The organism is Bradyrhizobium sp. SZCCT0148 (assembly GCF_018129985.1).
GTDB classification, from domain to species: Bacteria; Pseudomonadota; Alphaproteobacteria; order Rhizobiales; family Xanthobacteraceae; genus Bradyrhizobium; species Bradyrhizobium japonicum_H.
In genome coordinates this window covers 162,520-180,566 of record NZ_JAFCKT010000004.1, presented here as the reverse complement: position 1 = coordinate 180,566, position 18,047 = coordinate 162,520, and the positions used below count along the sequence as shown (strand labels likewise).

The following is an 18,047-nucleotide window of genomic DNA, read 5'->3' as shown; positions in this document are numbered from 1 at the left end:
GAAGCGGCGGCCAATTGAACGCAGCCGATCCGAGAATGAGCGAGGACGCTGGCCATGACGACACTGTCCGTAAATGACCTTCTCCCCGAGGATGGAACGAAAGGGACTCTGGTCGGCCGCGTCTGGCTGCCGCACGCGAACGGTCCGGCCGTAGTCGCCGTGCGCGGCGACGGCGTCTTCGACGTCACCTCGAAATTCCCCACCGTCAGCGCTCTCTGCGAGGAGGACAATCCGGCCAAGGCCCTGGCTGCGGTCAAGGGTGAGCGGATCGGCGATCTCGATGCCATTGTCGCCAACACGGCCCCCGATACGCGCGATTCGAAAAAGTCTTGGCTGCTTGCGCCGGTTGACCTCCAAACCCTGAAGGCCGCCGGCGTCACCTTTGCCATCTCGATGCTGGAGCGGGTGATCGAGGAGCGAGCAAAGGGCAACCCGGCCTCGGCCGAAGCGATCCGCAAGGAAGTGACGCGGCTGATCGGCGATGATCTGTCCAAGCTCAAGCCGGGTTCAGACCAGGCGATGCATCTGAAGCAGGTGCTGATCGATCAGAACGCCTGGAGCCAATATCTCGAGGTCGGCATCGGCCCCGATGCGGAGGTCTTCACCAAGGCGCCGACGCTATCCTCGGTCGGCACCGGCATGGATGCCGGCCTGCACCCGAAATCGACCTGGAACAACCCGGAGCCGGAGCTCGTGCTATTCGTGTCGAGCCGCGGCAAGATCGTCGGCGGCGCGCTCGGCAACGACGTCAATCTGCGCGACTTCGAGGGCCGTTCGGCGCTGCTGCTGTCGAAAGCCAAGGACAACAACGCCTCCTGCGCAATCGGACCGTTGCTGCGCCTGTTCGACGACAGTTTCACGCTCGACGACGCGCGCAAGCTCGACATCAGCCTGAACGTGACGGGAGCAGACGGCTTCGTTCTCGATGGCCATTCCTCGATCAGCAAGATCAGCCGCGATCCCACCGATCTGGTCGAGCAGACCATCGGCAAGGTGCATCAATATCCCGATGGTTTCGTGCTGTTCCTCGGCACGATGTTTGCGCCGGTCAAGGATCGCGACGCGCCAGGGCAGGGGTTCACCCACAAGCGCGACGACATCGTCACGATCGCAGCGCCGCAACTCGGCAAGCTCGTCAACCGCATGCGGACCAGCGACGAGTGCGAGCCCTGGACCTTCGGCATCGGGGCGCTGATGAAGAACCTGGCGCAGCGTAAGCTGATTTAACACGTCACGTCTGGCGCTGACCTCCCGCGCGAACGTCCACAGGCCGTCATGCCCGTGCTTGTCCCGGGCATCCACGTTCTTTGTCATGCGAGGTGAGGGTGGATGGCCGGGACAAGCCCGGCCATGACGGGTGTCCGTGTCTAGACCCCCTACAATCTCCCTTCATCTCCCCGTTGCATTGGTGGAACAAAATCCCGCGGAGCGTGTCGTAGAACCGTCGCGGCCTCCCTCAGTGCATTTTCCCCCAATAGTCAGATAATATGACTAGTCGGAACCGTTCTTCCGTGAAATAGTCGCGTTCGCCGCCTTTAAAAGCCGGCCTGAGGGTGTCATGCTACCAATCGGCGCCCCGGATAACATCTTGGGAGACTCGCCTGATGATCCTCAAAGCCCTCTTTGCGGCCAGCGCCACGGCCGCCTTGCTGCTCGCGCTGCCGGCAAATGCCGCCGAGCTCACCATCGGCTTCTCGCAGATCGGATCGGAGTCCGGCTGGCGCGCGGCTGAGACGTCGGTCTCCAAGCAGGAGGCCAGCAAGCGCAAGGTCAATCTCAAGATCGCCGACGCGCAGCAGAAGCAGGAGAACCAGATCAAGGCGATCCGCTCCTTCATCGCGCAAAACGTCGATGCCATCTTCCTCGCACCCGTAGTCTCGACCGGCTGGGACTCGGTGCTGAAGGAGGCCAAGGAAGCCAAGATCCCGGTGGTGCTGCTCGACCGCGATATCGATCCCTCCGGCAAGGAGCTCTATCTCACCGCCGTCACCTCCGACAGCGTGCATGAAGGCGAGGTCGCTGGCGACTGGCTCGCCAAAACGGTGGGCAGCAAACCCTGCAACATCGCCGAGCTGCAGGGCACAGTCGGCGCCAGCGTCGCCACCAACCGCAAGAAAGGCTTCGACACCGCGATCGCCAAGCACGCGAACCTGAAGGTGGTGCGCAGCCAGACCGGCGACTTCACACGCGCCAAGGGCAAGGAGGTGATGGAAAGCTTCATCAAGGCCGAGGGCGGCGGCAAGAACCTCTGCGCCGTCTATGCGCACAACGACGATATGATGGTCGGCGCGATCCAGGCGATGAAGGAAGCCGGTCTCAAGCCCGGCAAGGACATCCTCACGGTCTCGATCGACGCTGTCCCCGATATCTTCAAGGCGATGGTAGCCGGCGAAGCCAACGCCACGGTGGAGCTGACCCCGAACATGGCGGGCCCTGCGCTCGATGCCGTCGCAGCCTTCAAGGACAAGGGCACGGTTCCGCCGAAATGGATCCAGACCGAGTCCAAGCTCTATACCGCAGCCGATGATCCGCAGAAGATCTACGACAGCAAGAAGGGCCTCGGTTACTGAGGCGATCCCCCTTCGAAACCGCTTCACGAACGACTAGGCTGGGTGTCCGCTTCAATGGCGGGCACCCGTGGGAGTGAACTTGCCATGCAGAACGGCCCCGATCCCGCGCTGCCCCTTCTCGAGGTGCGCGGGATCAGCAAGAGCTTCGGTGCTGTCCGCGCGCTGCGGGAGGTCGACTTCACGCTACGCGCCGGCGAGATCCATGCGCTGCTCGGCGAGAACGGCGCCGGCAAATCCACGCTGATCAAGGTCGTCACCGGCGTGTTCCCGCGCGATGCCGGCATCGTCAGGATCGGCGGTGAAGAGATCGCGCCGCGTTCAGCGAAGGCGGCAGTGGCTGCGGGCATTGCCACCGTCTACCAGGAGGTCAATCTGCTGCCGAATCTCTCGGTGGCGCAGAACCTGTTTCTCGACCGCCAGCCGATGCGCTTCGGCGTGGTGCGCGAAGGCGAGATGCGCCATCGCGCCAAGGCGCTGCTCGCGGATTTCGGCCTCGACATCGACGTCGCCGCACCGCTCGGCAATTATTCGGTGGCCATCCAGCACGTCACGGCGATTGCCCGCGCGGTGGACCTCTCCGCGCGCGTGCTGATCCTGGACGAGCCGACCGCGAGCCTGGACCGACACGAGGTCGAGATCCTGTTCGGCATCATGCGCCAGCTCGCGAAACGCAGCATCGGCATCGTCTTCGTCAGCCATTTCCTCGACCAGGTCTACGAGATCTCCGATCGCATCACGGTGCTGCGCAACGGCCGCCTGGTCGGTGAGCGCGAGACGGCGTCCTTGCCGCGGCTTGAGCTGATCCGGATGATGCTTGGCCGCGAGCTTGCGGAGACCACAAATGAGCGGGCGGCCGCGAGGGAACATAAGACGCGCGAAATCTGCGCAAGCTTCGAGAATTACGGCAAGGCCGGCTATGTCGCCCCGTTCAATCTCGAGCTGCGCCGTGGCGAGGTCGTCGGCCTTGCCGGCCTGCTCGGCTCGGGCCGCACCGAGACGGCGCGGCTGGTGTTCGGCGCCGAGCGCGCCGATGGCGGGAAGGCGAGGGTGGAGGGTGCGCCGGTGCGGTTGCAGTCGCCACGCGATGGCGTCCGCCACGGTTTCGGCTATTGCCCGGAGGAGCGCAAGACCGAGGGCATCGTCGCCGAGCTCACGGTGCGCGAGAACATCGCCCTCGCGCTCCAGGCCAAGCGCGGCCTGCACCGCCCGCTGTCGCGCCGCGAGCAGGACGAGATCGCGCGCCGCTACGTCAAGATGCTCGACATCCGTCCGCCCGATGCCGAGCGCCCCGTCGGCCTGCTGTCGGGCGGCAACCAGCAGAAGGTTCTGCTGGCACGCTGGCTTGCGACCTCGCCGCGGCTCCTGGTGCTGGACGAGCCGACCCGCGGCATCGACGTCGGTGCGCACGCCGAGATCATCCGCCTGATCCGCGAGCTCTGCGACGACGGCCTCTCGTTGCTCGTGATCTCCTCCGAGCTCGATGAGATCGTGACCTATTCCGACCGCGTGGTGGTGTTGCGCGACCGCGCCCATGTCGAGGAGCTCGCGGGCGAGGCGGTCGACGTCGGCAACATCTTGGCGGCCATTGCCGCCGACAGTGTCGCTGTTGCGCTTGAGGCCCACACATGACAGCGCTGTTGCCGCGCCGCGGCCTTGCCCAGATCCTGGCGTTGATCGTCATCCTTGCGGTCGACCGCGTGGTGTCGCCGCAATTCTTCGACCTGCGCCTCCAGGACGGCCGTCTGTTCGGCAGCCTGATCGACGTGCTCAATCGCGGCACGCCGGTGGCTCTGCTGTCGCTCGGCATGGTGCTGGTGATCGCGACGCGCGGCATCGATCTGTCGGTCGGTGCGGTGATGGCAATCGCGGGCGCGATCGCGGCGAGCCTCGCCGACACTCACAGTCTGGCCGTGGTTCTGGCGGCAGCGCTCGGCGCAGGCCTGATTTGCGGCCTGTGGAATGGATTCCTGGTCGCGGTGCTCGGCATGCAGCCGATCGTGGCGACGCTGATCCTCATGGTGGCGGGACGCGGCATCGCCCAGCTGATCACCGAGGGGCGCATCGTGACCTTCTCGTCGCCCGGTCTGGTCTGGCTCGGCAACGGTGCCATTCTCGGCGTGCCCGTGCCGGTCGCGATTGCGCTCGGCATGCTCATCCTGACCGGCGCGGTCGTGCGCGGTTCCGCGCTCGGGCTGCTGATCGAGGCGACCGGCGGCAATGCGCGCGCGAGCGAGCTTGCCGGCGTCGGCACCCGTGCGATGATCCTGTCGGTCTATGTCTGGTGTGGCGTCTGCGCGGCGCTGGCCGGCGTGATCGCGGCCGCCGACATCATGGGGGCGGATGCGAACAATGCCGGGCTCTGGCTCGAGCTCGATGCGATCCTGGCCGTTGTGATCGGCGGCACGTCGCTGTTCGGCGGCCGCTTCAGCCTCGTGCTTGCCGTGCTCGGCGCGCTGATCATCCAGACCATGAACACCGGCATCCTTTTGTCGGGCTATCCGCCGGAGTTCAACCTGCTGGTCAAGGCGGTGGTGGTGCTCACGGTGCTGCTGTTGCAATCGCCGAAGCTGACCGGGTTTGCCGGCATCGCCGCGCGGTTGCGGAGGACGAAGGCATGAGAGGCCTGCCGCCCGCCCTCATCACGGCGATCGTGCTCGTCGCGGGTTTTGCGGCGTGCGCGGTGCAATTTCCCAACATCGCCTCGACACGTGTCGTCGGCAATCTCCTCACCGACAACGCTTTCCTCGGCATCGTCGCGGCCGGCATGACCTTCGTCATCATCTCCGGCGGTATCGATCTCTCGGTCGGCTCGGTGATCGGCTTCACGACCGTCTTCGTTGCGCTCGCGATCGAGCGCTGGGGTATGCCGCCACTGGTCGCTTTCGTCGCCGTCCTCGCACTCTCGGCAGCTTTTGGAGCGGCGATGGGTGCGGTCATACATGTCTTCGATCTCCCGCCGTTCATCGTGACGCTGGCGGGGATGTTCCTGGCCCGCGGTGCGAGCTTCCTGCTCTCCACCGAATCCATCCCGATCACCGCGCCGATCTATTCCACCGTGTCGGACTTTGCCTTGCGATTGCCAGGCGGCGGGCGGTTGACCGCGATCGCGATCATCATGCTTGTGATCGTCATCGGCGGCGCCTTGTTGCTGCATCTCACGAGATTTGGCGCCAATGTCTACGCGCTCGGCGGCAGCCGGGCGACCGCGAGCCTGATGGGCGTTGCGGTCGGCACGATGACGGTGAAGATCTACATGCTGTCGAGCCTGCTCGCAGGTATTGCCGGCATCGTTTTCTCGTTCTACACCAGCGCCGGATATTCGCTCTCCGCCGTCGGCGTCGAGCTCGACACCATCGCCGCCGTCGTGATCGGCGGCACGCTGCTCACGGGCGGGCAGGGCTCGGTGGTCGGCACTTTCCTCGGCGTGTTGATCCAGGGCCTGATCCAGACCTACATCAATTTCGACGGCACGCTGTCGAGCTGGTGGACCAAGATCGTGACCGGCGTATTGCTGTTCGTCTTCATTGCCTTGCAGCAAGGGCTGGTCGCGCTCGCGCGCCGGCCCGTGGCCAAGAGCGCGGGAGCTGCCACATGACCTCGCGCATCGTCGTCATCCCGACGCGGCGGGCCCACTCCAACCATGCGGAGGTGGCCCGCTCGATCGGCATCGACATCATCGCCGGCCGTTATGCGGAGGGCACGCGCCTGCCGGGTGACGCAGAGATGATCGCGATGTTCGGCGTGTCGCGGCCGGTGCTGCGCGAGAGCGTGAAGACGCTGGTCGCCAAAGGGCTGCTCACCACCAAGGCGCGGGTCGGCACCGTCGTGCGCGAGCGCGGCGCCTGGAACATGTTCGATGCGGACGTGCTGGCGTGGCATCTGGATGCCGGCATCGACAAGCGTTTCCTCAACGACCTCGCCGAGATACGTCTCGCGGTGGAGCCGCGCGCGGCGATGCTGGCGGCCGCGCAGCGGTCGGAGGAGGATCTGACCGAGCTTCGGCGCAGCATGGAGCGCATGCGGCTCGAAGCGTCCGATTCCGTCAGTTTTGCGGATGCCGACCTCGCGCTGCACATCGCCGTGGCACGCGCCTCCGGCAATCTGTTCATGCGGTCGATCGGCCACGTCATCGAAGCCGCGCTTCGCGCCTCGTTCCTGCTGAGCGCTCCCGTGGAATCGGCGGACCGCGATACGGTGCTGCTCTGGCACCAGAAGATCGTCGATGCGATCGCGGCCGGCGATGCCGCTGCCGCCTCGGAGGCGATGGTCCACGTCATTCACAACGGCATGCGCCGTCACGATGGTACGGTGATCGAGACCGCTCCAGCCGCGGCGTTGCCACCCGTGCAGTCCGGAGAGAAATCGTGACCGAACTTCGCATCGCCATCGTCGGCTTCGGCAAGATCGCACGCGACCAGCACCTCAGTGCGATCGCCGCGGTGCCGGGCGCGACGCTGACTGCAATTGCCAGCCGCAACGCCTCGCTGCCGGGGCTGCCGCATTTTGCCACCATCGAGGAGCTGCTGGAAAAGGGGCCGTCGATCGATGCGGTTTCGCTCTGCACGCCGCCGCAGGTGCGCCGCTCCCAGGCCGCCGCGGCGCTCGCGGCCGGCAAGCATGTCATGCTGGAGAAGCCGCCGGGCATGGGTGTTGCCGAACTCGATCCGCTGATCGCGATGGCGGCAGAAGCAAAGCGAACGCTGTTTGCGACCTGGCATTCGCGTCATGCGCCGGCGGTCGAGCCCGCGCGGGAATGGCTCACGGCGCGACGCATCAAATCGGTGCACATCAGCTGGAAGGAGGATGTTCGCGTCTGGCATCCCGGTCAGAGCTGGATCTGGGAACCGGGCGGCCTCGGCGTGTTCGATCCCGGCATCAACGCGCTGTCGATCCTGACCAAGATCCTGCCCAAGCCTGTGTTCGTCACCGCAGCCGAGCTGGCATTCCCCGCCAATTGCCAGGCTCCGATCGCAGCGAGCCTGACGCTGACCGACATCGACGGCCTGCCTGTTACCGCCGAGTTCGATTTCCGCCAGACCGGGCCGCAGAGCTGGGATATCCTCGTCGAAACCGAGCAGGGCCGGATGACGCTGTCCGGCGGCGGCAGGCACATGGCGATCGAGGGAAAGACCGTTGCCGAGGCGCCCGACGAGGAATATCGGGAGCTTTACCGGCGCTTCGTCGCGCTCGCGGCGACCGGCGCAAGCGACGTCGATCTGGCACCGCTCCGCCTCGTCGCCGACGCCTTCCTGCTCGGCAAGCGCACCGTCGTCGAACCGTTCGTGGATTAGACATGGCCGCAGCAAGAATCACGAAAGATCTTTTCGGAACGCTGCCCGACGGCCGCGAGGTCGCGCGCATCGTACTGCGCGGCGAGAGAGGTTTCGAGGCGCGCATCATCACCCATGGCGCGGTGTTGCAGGCGCTGATCGCGCCCGATGCCAGGGGAGGCCACGACGACATCGTTCTTGGGCATGACGCGTTCGCCGGCTATCTTGCGGAACGAAAGTTCTTGGGCGCCACCGTCGGCCGCTACGCCAACCGCATCGCGAAAGGACAGTTTTCGCTCGATGGCGAGACCGTGCAGCTTGCCGTCAACAACGGCCCGAATGCGCTGCACGGCGGGCTCGATGGATTCGATCGCAAACTCTGGGACATCGCGGAAATCGACGACGGCGCCGCGCCCGGGGTGATGCTCACCTACACGAGCCCGCATGGCGAGGAGAATTATCCCGGCAAGCTCGACGTCCGCCTGACCTATCGCATCACCGGCCCGACCGAGCTGTCTCTGACCATGGAGGCGCGGACCGATCGTCCCACCATCGTCAACCTGACCAACCACAGCTTCTTCAATCTGGAAGGCGCGGCGTCAGGCACGCCCATTCTCGATCACAGACTGATGGTCGCCGCCGAGCATTTCCTCGCCATCGACCCCACCGCCATTCCGCTGTCCGGACCGCCGCGCGCGGTGGCCGGCACGCCTTTCGATTTCCGCGAGCCTCGGCCGGTTGGCGAGCGGATCCGGCAAAACGATGAGCAATTGCTCAACGGCAGGGGTTACGACCACACCTACTGCCTCGCCCGTGACGGCAAGCTCGCGCTCGCGGCGCGGCTGGAGGCGCCGCGCTCCGGGCGGATCATGGAGCTGTTGACCGACCAGCCTGGTCTTCAGGTTTATTCCGGCAATTATCTCGACGGCACGATCTCGGGGAAGGGCGGCAAGCTGATCCGGCAGTCCGACGCGATGTGCCTGGAGCCGCACATCTGGCCCGACGCGCCGAACCGGCCTGATTTTCCGAGCCCGCGCCTCGATCCCGGCCAGGTCTATCGCCATCACACGGTCTATCGCTTTGCAGTGAGGACGCCCTGATGGAACAGGTCCCCACGTCAATTCTCTCGAACGATCCCTGCCATCTCGGCGAGGGGCCGACCTATGACGCGACCACCAACACCGCCTGGTGGTTCGATATTCGCGAGGGACGGCTGTTCGAGGCGCAGCTTGGCGGTGGTGCGATCCGCTTCCACGCGCTCGGCCGGATGGCGAGCGCGCTCGGGCGCATCAATGCCGAACGGCAGCTGGTCGTCGCCGAGGACGGGCTCTACGTCCGCACGCTCGCCGACGGCGCGATGACGCTGTTCCTTCCGCTCGAAGCGGACAATCCCGACACGCGCTCCAATGATTGCCGCGTGCACCAGTCCGGCACGTTCTGGATCGGGACCATGGGCAAGAAAGCCGAGCCGAACGCAGGCGCGATCTACGCGCTCCACCGCGGCAAGATCTCGACTTTGTTTTCCGGCATCAGCATCCCCAATTCGATCTGCTTCTCGCCGGATGGTGGCACAGGCTATTTCACCGACACCCCGCGCGCCGTGCTCTACGCCGTGCCGCTCAATCCCGCGACCGGGCTGCCGCGCGCCGAGCCGGAGGTGTTGCTGCGCCATACCGGTATCGGCGGCCTCGACGGTTCGGTGTGCGACGCTGACGGGAAAATCTGGAACGCGTGCTGGGGCGCGAGCCGCGTCGACGTCTACTCTCCGCGGGGCGAGCGTCTGCGCTCGCTGAGCGTGCCGGCCAAGCAGGCGAGCTGTCCGGCTTTCGTCGGTCCCGATTTGTCGCGCCTCCTCGTCACGTCGGCGTGGCAGGATATGGACGCGGCGGCACGCGCCTGCGATCCGCAAGCCGGTTACACCTTTCTTTTGGAGGCCTCCGCCCGCGGTCGCGCGGAGCCTGACGTCAAGCTCGCATAGGAGACTTTAGAGCCGTTCCACGACCAAGTTCTCGACGACAGCAAGAAACAATCTGACACCCAAGGGAGTGAAACATGCTGAAACTGAAGACGACATTCCTCGCGCTGGCCCTGGCCGGCGCCGCGACGATGGCCACAGGCCTCACCGCCTCCGCCCAGGACAAGGCGACCGTCGGCATTGCCATGCCGACCAAGTCCTCGGCGCGCTGGATCGACGACGGCAACAACATGGTCAAGGTGCTGAAGGAGCGCGGCTACAACACCGACCTGCAATATGCCGAGGACGACATCCCGAACCAGCTCTCGCAGGTCGAGAACATGGTCACCAAGGGCGCCAAAGCGCTGGTGATCGCCGCGATCGACGGCACCACGCTGTCCGACGTGCTCAAGCAAGCCAAGGCAAAAGGCATCATCGTGATCGCCTATGATCGCCTGATCCGCGGCACGCCGAACGTCGACTATTACGCGACCTTCGACAATTTCCAGGTCGGCGTCTTGCAGGCCCAGTCGATCGAGCAGGGGCTCGGGCTGAAGGAGGGCAAGGGCCCGTTCAACATCGAGCTGTTCGGCGGTTCGCCCGACGACAACAACGCCTACTTCTTCTACAACGGCGCCATGAGCGTGCTGAAGCCCTATATCGACAGCGGCAAGCTCGTCGTCGCCTCGGGCCAGATGGGCATGGACAAGGTCGCGACCTTGCGTTGGGACGGCGCCACGGCCCAGGCCCGCATGGACAATCTGCTCAGCGCCTACTACGGCAACAAGAAGCTCAACGCCGTGCTTTCGCCCTATGACGGCATCTCGATCGGAATCATATCCTCGCTGAAAGGCGTCGGCTATGGCAGCGCCGATCAGCCGATGCCGATCATTTCGGGTCAGGACGCCGAGGTGCCCTCGATCAAGGCGATGCTGCGCGGCGACCAGTACTCGACCATCTTCAAGGACACCAGGGACCTCGCCAAGGTGACCGCCGACATGGTCGACGCCGCGCTGGGGGGCAAGCAGGTCACGGTCAACGACACCAAGACCTATGAGAACGGCGTCAAGACCGTGCCGTCCTATCTGCTCAAGCCGGTCGTGGTCTACAAGGACAATTGGGAGAAGGTTCTGGTCGAGAGCGGCTACTACAAGAAGTCGCAGTTCCAGTAAGCTCTCTTTCCTTGTCCCCGCATGCGGGCAGGGAGGAGCGCTTTATGGGACGAAACGGATGTCCACATACTCGTCATGCCCGGGCTTGTCCCGGGCATCCACGTCGTTCCCTGCAGGCAGCGGCACGTGGATGGCCGGGACAGGCCCGGCCGTGACGACGTCGAAGAGACCTGGAGTCTGACACGATGACCGCCATGCTAGAGATGCGCAACGTCAGCAAAAGCTTTGCCGGCGTCCAGGCGCTGCGCGACGTCAATTTTTCGGTTCACGCCGGGCAGATCCACGCGCTCGTGGGCGAGAACGGCGCCGGCAAGTCGACGCTGATGAAGGTGCTCAGCGGGGTCTATCCGCATGGCAGCTACGAAGGCACCATCGTCTTCGACGGTGAGGAGCGGCGCTTCCGCGATATCAACGATTCCGAGGCGCTCGGCATCATCATCATCCATCAGGAGCTGGCGCTGATCCCGCTGATGTCGATCGCCGAGAACATCTTCCTGTCGCATCCGCCCTCAAAGTTCGGAGTGATCGACCGCGACGAGGTTTACCGGCGCACGCGTGAGCTGCTGGCGCAGGTCGGTCTGAAGGAATCCCCGGACACCCTGATCACCGATCTCGGTGTCGGCAAGCAGCAGCTGGTCGAAATCGCCAAGGCGCTGTCTAAGCGGGTGCGGATGCTGATCCTGGACGAGCCGACCGCGAGCCTCAACGAGGCCGACAGCGCCGCGCTGCTCGAACGCCTGATGGTGTTCCGCGAGCAGGGCATCGGTTCGATCCTGATCTCGCACAAGCTCAACGAGGTGGCCAAGGTGGCCGACCACATCACCGTGCTGCGCGACGGCCGCACCGTCGACAGCATCGATTGCCGCGCCGAGCCGATCCAGGAAGACCGCATCATCCGCAGCATGGTCAATCGCGACATGGCTCACCGTTTCCCGGAGCGCAGCGTGAAGATCGGCGAGCCCGTGCTCGAAGTCGCGAACTGGTCGGTCTATCACCCCATCCATCCCGAACGGCAGGTGATCAAGAACGTCAATTTCGGCGTCAGGCGCGGCGAGGTCGTCGGCATTGCCGGGCTGATGGGCGCCGGCCGCACCGAATTCGCCATGAGCCTGTTCGGCCGCTCCTGGGGCACCAATATCAGCGGCAGTATCCGGCTCGAGGGCAGAGACATGGTGCTGCCGAGCGTCGCGGCGGCGATCGACGCGGGCCTTGCCTATGTCACTGAGGATCGCAAGCAGCTCGGCCTGATCCTGGCCGACGACGTCCGCAAGAACATCACTCTGGCCAGCCTCGATCAGGTCGCACCGAAACGCGTGATCGACGACATCGCGGAACTGAAGATCGCCAGCGACTATCGCACGCGCATGCGTATCCGCTGCTCCGACGTCTACCAGGAGACCGGCCAGCTCTCCGGCGGCAACCAGCAGAAGGTGGTGCTGTCGAAATGGCTGATGACCGACCCCAAGGTCCTGATCCTGGACGAGCCGACGCGGGGCATCGACGTCGGTGCCAAATATGAGATTTACTGTATCATCAACGAGCTGGCGGAGGCCGGTCGAGGCGTCGTGGTGATCTCCTCGGAGATGCCGGAGCTGCTCGGCATATGTGACCGCATCTGCGTCATGAACGACGGCGCCTTTGTCGGCGAGTTCAAGGGCGCGGACGCGACGCAGGAAAAGATCATGCGCGCCATCATGCGCAACGAAAGAAACATCGGGAACGCCGCGCCCGCGGCCGCGGAAATGGGAGGAATGCAGCCATGACCGACAAGACGGTATCGCTGCCCGAGGAGCGCCGGCACGGCAGCTTCATCAAGAACAATTTGCGCAACTACGGCATGCTGATGTCGCTGGTCGCGATCATGCTGTTCTTCCAGGTCATGACCGGCGGCACGCTGCTGCAGCCACTGAACCTGACCAACCTCGTGCTCCAGAACAGCTACATCGTCATCATGGCGCTCGGCATGCTGCTGGTGATCGTCACCGGCCACATCGACCTGTCGGTCGGCTCGGTCGCCGGCTTCGTCGGTGCCGTGGCCGCCGTGCTGATGGTGACGTACAAGGTCGACTACACGCTCGCCTTCATCGCCTGCCTGGTGCTGGGAGCGGCGATCGGTGCGGCGCAGGGCTATTGGGTCGCCTATTTCAAGATCCCGTCTTTCATCGTGACGCTGGCGGGCATGCTGGTGTTCAAGGGCCTCGCGCTGGCGGTGCTGCAGGGTCAGTCACTGGGCCCGTTCCCGGCGACCTTCCAGAAGCTGTCGTCCGGCTTCATTCCGGAGCTGCTGCCCGAGGCCGGCACGCTGCATCCGACATCCATGCTGATTGGCGCCGTGCTCGCGCTCGGCCTGGTCTATGCCGGCGCCAAGGGTCGCTCGCGCGAGCAGTTGCACGGCATCGAGGTCGAGCCGTATGCGTTCTTTCTTGGGAAGAGCGTTCTGCTCGCCTGTGCGGTCCTCTATTTCACCTATCTGATCGCCTCGCATCGCGGCCTGCCGAACGTGCTTGTGATCATGACCGCGTTGATCGCACTCTATGGCTTCGTCACCCGTCGCACCGTGATCGGCCGGCAGGTCTATGCTGTCGGCGGCAATGCGAAGGCGGCAAAACTGTCGGGCATCAAGACCGAGCGGCTGACTTTCTTCACCTTCGTCAACATGGGTGTGCTCGCAGCGCTTGCCGGCCTCGTGTTCGCGGCGCGCCTCAACACGGCGACCCCGAAGGCCGGCCTCGGCTTCGAGCTCGACGTCATCGCCGCCTGCTTCATCGGCGGTGCCTCGGCCTATGGCGGGGTCGGGCGCGTCGGCGGCGCCGTGGTGGGCGCCATGATCATGGGCGTGATGAATAACGGCATGTCCATCCTCGGCATCGGCATCGACTACCAGCAGGTCATCAAGGGCCTGGTGCTGCTCGGGGCGGTTTGCATCGACGTATACAATCAGCGGCGGTAGTATCCACTCGTGACCCTGACGCACCGCGATCTATTATGTTGCGATGCAAGGCCGGGAGCCGCTTGCAACCATGGGCCCGGCTCGATAACGCACTACGCAAGAGCGGCGCGCTACGTTGCGTCCGGGCACGAGACGTCATTCCCTAAACTTATTGCGTCGTAAACAGCACTGTCGCGATCGCGACGGAGAGGCTCACGGCCGATACGGTTGCCACGGTCGACAGCACCCCCAGTCGTCGAAGCACGATGGCGAAGACGATGATGATCGGTGTCGCGGTCATCAGACCGATTTGTGCATCGCCCATCGCATCGCTCGCCGTTTCGTGGAGCCGCCGGATTGCAGCCATCCTATGAAGGTGGGCCGGGCAGAACGTTGCGACAGCACAAATTCGCTGCAGTCTGGTTGCACCATTTGTCCGGCGACAACGTCGGGAGTGCACCGGGGGGATTATCTGTACGGCGTCTTGATCAGGAAATCAGATGTCCGCGACGGATTGCGAGCAACAAGAGACCGGCTGGGGTATTCTGGAAGATCTTCCCGGCGATCCCATGATCTGGGTGCTGATCTTCAGCGAACTCGCCGCGTTCGGCCTGTTCCTCGGTGCCTTCGTCGTCGCACGCGCGCTTCAACCGGCGGTCTTCGCCGCCGGGCAGGCCACGCTTGATCCTCACTTGGCCGGAATCAACACCATCGTGCTCGTGACCAGCGGCTGGGCCGCCGCACGCGCGACAGCCTCTGCACGGGCGGGCGAAAGGGCACGTGCACGCAGCTGGCTGTTCGGCGCCATGGCCCTTGGCGGCGTCTTCATCGCGGTCAAGCTGTACGAATATGCCGGCGAGATCGCGTCGGGCAACGGCCTCGAGACCAGCCCGTTCTTCACGTTGTACTTCCTCCTCACCGGATTCCATCTCCTGCATGTCGGCCTCGGCATCGTGATCCTGGCCGTCGTTTCGCCAGGCGGCCGGGCGGCAAGCGTCGAGACCGGCACCGCGTTCTGGCACATGGTCGACCTTCTCTGGGTCGTGATGTTTCCGATCATTTATCTGGTGCACGCATGATTCAGGATCGTCTCGACATCGCCTGGATCATCTTGATCGGCCTTGCGCTTGCGATGCTTCTGGTCCCGCCGCTGGTGCCGCGCCCTTTGCTCGCCAACGCCTTGCTGCTGACGTTTGCCGCCATCAAGGGCCGCCGCATCGTGCTCGACTTCCTCGATCTTCGCTCGGCGCCGGCACTTTGGCGCGGCCTCGTCAGCGCCTGGGTCGTCACCGTGGTGCTATTCGCCTGGCTCGCGTCGGCCATCGTTGCGCTGATCTGACGTGCTCATTGCGCCCTGACAAAGAACGGACCGTGCCGAGCGGCAATAGATCGCACATCGCGATTTCGCAGGAATCAAAACCGGAAAGGATCGGCAATGGCTGAACGCCTGACCAAGTCCGCCGCTCGGAACGTCTTCTACGGCGGCTCGGCCTTCTTCTTCGCCATTTTCATAGGGCTGACGGCGCACAGCCATTACTACATGGCCACGACGTCCACGGACGCAACGACGCTGACGTCGTCGGTCGCCCGCGGCAAGCACGTCTGGGAGAAGAACTCCTGCATCAACTGCCACACGCTGCTGGGCGAGGGCGCCTATTTCGCGCCCGAGGTCGGCAACGTCTGGGATCGCTGGGGCGGCAAGGAGGATCCGGCCGCTGCACGCGAAACGCTGAAGGCCTGGATGCAATCGCAGCCCTCGGGCGCGGAAGGCCGGCGGCAGATGCCGCAGTTCAACCTGACCGACCAGGAGCTCAACGATCTCGCCGATTTCCTGCAATGGGTCAGCACGATCAAGCGTCAGAGCTGGCCGCCGAACAAGGCTGGTTGAGCGTGCTGCTTTATTCTTCTCAAGACAAAGAGAACCCGAGATGAAATATCAAACCCAGAAAGTCGCGATGCTGTATTTCTACGGCGCGCTGACCTTGTTCCTGGCCCAGGTCCTGTTCGGCCTCCTCGCCGGAACCATCTACGTCCTGCCCAATACCCTGTCGACCCTCCTGCCGTTCAACATCGTCAGGATGATCCACACCAACGCGCTGATCGTGTGGTCGCTGATCGGCTTCATGGGGGCGACCTATTACCTACTGCCGGAAGAGACCGAGACCGAGCTGTACAGCCCGCTGTTGGCGAAGATCCAGTTCTGGATGTTCTTCGGCGTAGCAGGCGTCGCCGTGGTCGGCTATCTCTTCCACTATCACGAGGGCCGCGAGTTCCTCGAACAACCCTTCATCATCAAGGTCGGCATTGTCGTCGTCTGCCTGATGTTCCTGTTCAACGTCACGATGACGGCCCTGAAGGGCCGCAAGACCACGGTCACCAACATCCTGTTGTTCGGCCTGTGGGGCGTCGCGATCTTCTTCCTGTTCGCCTTCTACAACCCGGCGAACCTTGCCGTCGACAAGATGTACTGGTGGTACGTCGTCCATCTCTGGGTCGAAGGCGTTTGGGAGCTGATCATGGCCTCCGTCCTCGCTTATCTCATGATCAAGCTCAACGGCATCGATCGTGAGGTCGTGGAAAAGTGGCTCTACGTCATCATCGGCCTTGCCTTGTTCTCGGGCATTCTCGGGACCGGCCATCATTTCTACTGGATCGGCGCGCCCGGTTACTGGCAGTGGATCGGTTCATTGTTTTCCACGCTCGAGGTTGCGCCGTTCTTCACCATGGTGATCTTCACGGTGCAGATGACATGGAAGGCCGGCCGCAAGCATCCGAACCGCGCTGCGCTGTTGTGGTCGGTCGGCTGCTCGGTGATGGCGTTTCTCGGCGCCGGCGTCTGGGGCTTCCTGCACACGCTGTCCTCTGTGAACTACTACACCCACGGCACGCAGGTCACCGCGGCGCACGGCCATCTCGCCTTCTTCGGCGCCTACGTGATGTTGAACCTGTCGGTGATGGCCTATGCAATCCCGCAACTCAAGGGACGTGCGCCCTACAACCAGTGGCTCAGCATGACGAGCTTCTGGATCATGTGCACGGCAATGATGACCATGACTTTCGCGCTGACCTTCGCCGGCGTGGTCCAGGTCCATCTCCAGCGCGTGCTCGGTCAGGGGTACATGGACGTGCAGGACCAGCTCGCGATGTTCTACTGGGTCCGACTCGGCTCCGGTGTATTCGTCGCGATCTCCGCGCTGATGTTCGTCTGGGCCGTGCTGGTGCCGGGCCGCGAGAAGCAGGCGACCGTTTCCGCCGCGCTGCAGCCGGCTGAGTGAACGAAAAGGGCGGCTGCGGTTTACCGCGGCCGCCTGCTTCCTGGAAAATCCGGAGAGATCTCATGAAAGCGGCCCTTCACACGGTGATCGCGGCGCCCGAGTTGCCGGCCTATGTTCCGTCCGGAAACGAATGCGCGCTTTTCGAACATGCCTGGCGACGTCGTCTGCCGGTTCTGCTGAAGGGGCCGACCGGCTGCGGCAAGACGCGCTTCGTTGCGCATATGGCGGAGCGGCTGGGCCTGCCGCTTCACACGGTTTCCTGTCACGACGATCTCACCGCCGCCGATCTCACCGGGCGCTATCTGCTCAGGGGCGGCGACACCGTGTGGACCGATGGTCCGCTGACGCGCGCGGTGCGCGAAGGCGGCATCTGCTATCTCGACGAGGTCGTGGAGGCCCGCAAGGACGTCACCGTGGTGCTGCATCCTCTGACCGACGATCGCCGTATCCTGCCGCTCGAGCGAACCGGCGAGGAACTGGTGGCGCCGGGCAGCTTCATGCTCGTGGTCTCCTACAATCCAGGCTACCAGACGCTGTTGAAGGCGCTGAAGCCATCGACGCGGCAGCGCTTTGTAGCCATCGAATTCGGCTTCCTACCGGCCGAGCAGGAGATCGCCGTGGTGGCCGCCGAAAGCGGGCTGTCGCCGGAACGGGTGCGGCCGCTGGTGGGCCTGGCGGGCCGGCTGCGCGCGCTCAGGGGCCACGATCTGGAGGAGGGTGTCTCGACCCGGCTCCTCGTCTATTGTGCGACCCTGATTGCCGCGGGCACGCCGGTCGCCGATGCCGTGCTGGCGGGCATGATCGAGCCGCTGACTGACGATTGCGACGTGAAGGCGGCGCTGCTGGACGTCGCCCGCGCCGTCATCGGATGAGGCGC

18 protein-coding genes are annotated in these 18,047 nt (G+C 64.3%); 17 read left to right on the top strand and 1 reads right to left on the bottom strand.

What is annotated here, in order from left to right:
* Positions 1-54: 54 nt before the first annotated feature.
* From JQ580_RS15620 to mmsB, 12 genes are all read left to right on the top strand, one after another.
* Positions 55-1,227, top strand: coding sequence for a fumarylacetoacetate hydrolase family protein (locus JQ580_RS15620; protein ID WP_212280959.1), 1,173 nt, complete (start codon positions 55-57; stop codon positions 1,225-1,227).
* 377 nt (positions 1,228-1,604) lie between these two features.
* Positions 1,605-2,570 carry a galactofuranose ABC transporter, galactofuranose-binding protein YtfQ gene (ytfQ, locus tag JQ580_RS15615; RefSeq protein WP_212280958.1) on the top strand — a complete coding sequence of 322 codons (966 nt, stop codon included), beginning with the start codon at positions 1,605-1,607 and terminating at the stop codon, positions 2,568-2,570.
* A gap of 84 nt (positions 2,571-2,654) precedes the next feature.
* Positions 2,655-4,199, top strand: coding sequence for a sugar ABC transporter ATP-binding protein (locus JQ580_RS15610; protein ID WP_212280957.1), 1,545 nt, complete (start codon positions 2,655-2,657; stop codon positions 4,197-4,199).
* Positions 4,196-5,188 carry an ABC transporter permease gene (locus tag JQ580_RS15605; RefSeq protein WP_212280956.1) on the top strand — a complete coding sequence of 331 codons (993 nt, stop codon included), beginning with the start codon at positions 4,196-4,198 and terminating at the stop codon, positions 5,186-5,188. The genes JQ580_RS15610 and JQ580_RS15605 overlap by 4 nt, the downstream gene beginning before the upstream one ends.
* Positions 5,185-6,165 carry a galactofuranose ABC transporter, permease protein YjfF gene (gene yjfF / locus JQ580_RS15600; RefSeq protein ID WP_212280955.1) on the top strand — a complete coding sequence of 327 codons (981 nt, stop codon included), beginning with the start codon at positions 5,185-5,187 and terminating at the stop codon, positions 6,163-6,165. Before JQ580_RS15605 ends, yjfF begins: the two co-directional genes overlap by 4 nt.
* Positions 6,162-6,938, top strand: a complete 777-nt coding sequence (locus JQ580_RS15595; RefSeq protein ID WP_212280954.1) for a FadR/GntR family transcriptional regulator — start codon at positions 6,162-6,164, stop codon at positions 6,936-6,938. Before yjfF ends, JQ580_RS15595 begins: the two co-directional genes overlap by 4 nt.
* Complete coding sequence (locus JQ580_RS15590; protein WP_212280953.1) at positions 6,935-7,861, top strand: Gfo/Idh/MocA family protein; 927 nt, start codon at positions 6,935-6,937, stop codon at positions 7,859-7,861. Before JQ580_RS15595 ends, JQ580_RS15590 begins: the two co-directional genes overlap by 4 nt.
* Positions 7,862-7,863: 2 nt before the next feature.
* Complete coding sequence (locus tag JQ580_RS15585; RefSeq protein ID WP_212280952.1) at positions 7,864-8,940, top strand: aldose epimerase family protein; 1,077 nt, start codon at positions 7,864-7,866, stop codon at positions 8,938-8,940.
* Positions 8,940-9,818 carry an SMP-30/gluconolactonase/LRE family protein gene (locus tag JQ580_RS15580; protein WP_212280951.1) on the top strand — a complete coding sequence of 293 codons (879 nt, stop codon included), beginning with the start codon at positions 8,940-8,942 and terminating at the stop codon, positions 9,816-9,818. Before JQ580_RS15585 ends, JQ580_RS15580 begins: the two co-directional genes overlap by 1 nt.
* 74 nt (positions 9,819-9,892) lie before the next feature.
* On the top strand, positions 9,893-10,966 hold the full coding sequence (chvE, locus tag JQ580_RS15575) for a multiple monosaccharide ABC transporter substrate-binding protein (RefSeq protein WP_212280950.1): 1,074 nt from the start codon (positions 9,893-9,895) through the stop codon (positions 10,964-10,966).
* Positions 10,967-11,151: 185 nt separating this feature from the next.
* Complete coding sequence (gene mmsA / locus JQ580_RS15570; RefSeq protein WP_212280949.1) at positions 11,152-12,729, top strand: multiple monosaccharide ABC transporter ATP-binding protein; 1,578 nt, start codon at positions 11,152-11,154, stop codon at positions 12,727-12,729.
* The gene (gene mmsB, locus JQ580_RS15565; RefSeq protein ID WP_212280948.1) at positions 12,726-13,916 is read left to right on the top strand and encodes a multiple monosaccharide ABC transporter permease; all 1,191 of its coding nucleotides are present in this window, start codon (positions 12,726-12,728) and stop codon (positions 13,914-13,916) included. The genes mmsA and mmsB overlap by 4 nt, the downstream gene beginning before the upstream one ends.
* Positions 13,917-14,064: 148 nt before the next feature.
* Here the strand turns inward: mmsB and JQ580_RS15560 are convergent, their stop codons facing one another.
* Positions 14,065-14,220 (bottom strand): hypothetical protein, encoded by a 156-nt coding sequence (locus tag JQ580_RS15560; RefSeq protein ID WP_212280947.1) that lies wholly within the window; start codon positions 14,218-14,220, stop codon positions 14,065-14,067.
* Between the two features lie 175 nt (positions 14,221-14,395).
* On the opposite strand from JQ580_RS15560, the gene JQ580_RS15555 reads away from it, so the two are divergent.
* From JQ580_RS15555 to JQ580_RS15535, 5 genes are all read left to right on the top strand, one after another.
* Entirely contained in the window at positions 14,396-14,974 is a 579-nt protein-coding gene (locus JQ580_RS15555; RefSeq protein ID WP_212280946.1) for a cytochrome c oxidase subunit 3 family protein, read from the top strand.
* A complete protein-coding gene (locus tag JQ580_RS15550) occupies positions 14,971-15,234 on the top strand; it encodes a cytochrome C oxidase subunit IV family protein (RefSeq protein WP_212280945.1) in 264 nt (87 codons plus the stop codon). The genes JQ580_RS15555 and JQ580_RS15550 overlap by 4 nt, the downstream gene beginning before the upstream one ends.
* Positions 15,235-15,330: 96 nt before the next feature.
* Positions 15,331-15,783, top strand: a complete 453-nt coding sequence (locus JQ580_RS15545) for a c-type cytochrome (RefSeq protein ID WP_212280944.1) — start codon at positions 15,331-15,333, stop codon at positions 15,781-15,783.
* Between the two features lie 40 nt (positions 15,784-15,823).
* Positions 15,824-17,170 carry a cbb3-type cytochrome c oxidase subunit I gene (locus JQ580_RS15540; RefSeq protein WP_212280943.1) on the top strand — a complete coding sequence of 449 codons (1,347 nt, stop codon included), beginning with the start codon at positions 15,824-15,826 and terminating at the stop codon, positions 17,168-17,170.
* Positions 17,171-17,232: 62 nt separating this feature from the next.
* On the top strand, positions 17,233-18,042 hold the full coding sequence (locus JQ580_RS15535) for a CbbQ/NirQ/NorQ/GpvN family protein (RefSeq protein ID WP_212280942.1): 810 nt from the start codon (positions 17,233-17,235) through the stop codon (positions 18,040-18,042).
* Positions 18,043-18,047 lie beyond the last annotated feature (5 nt).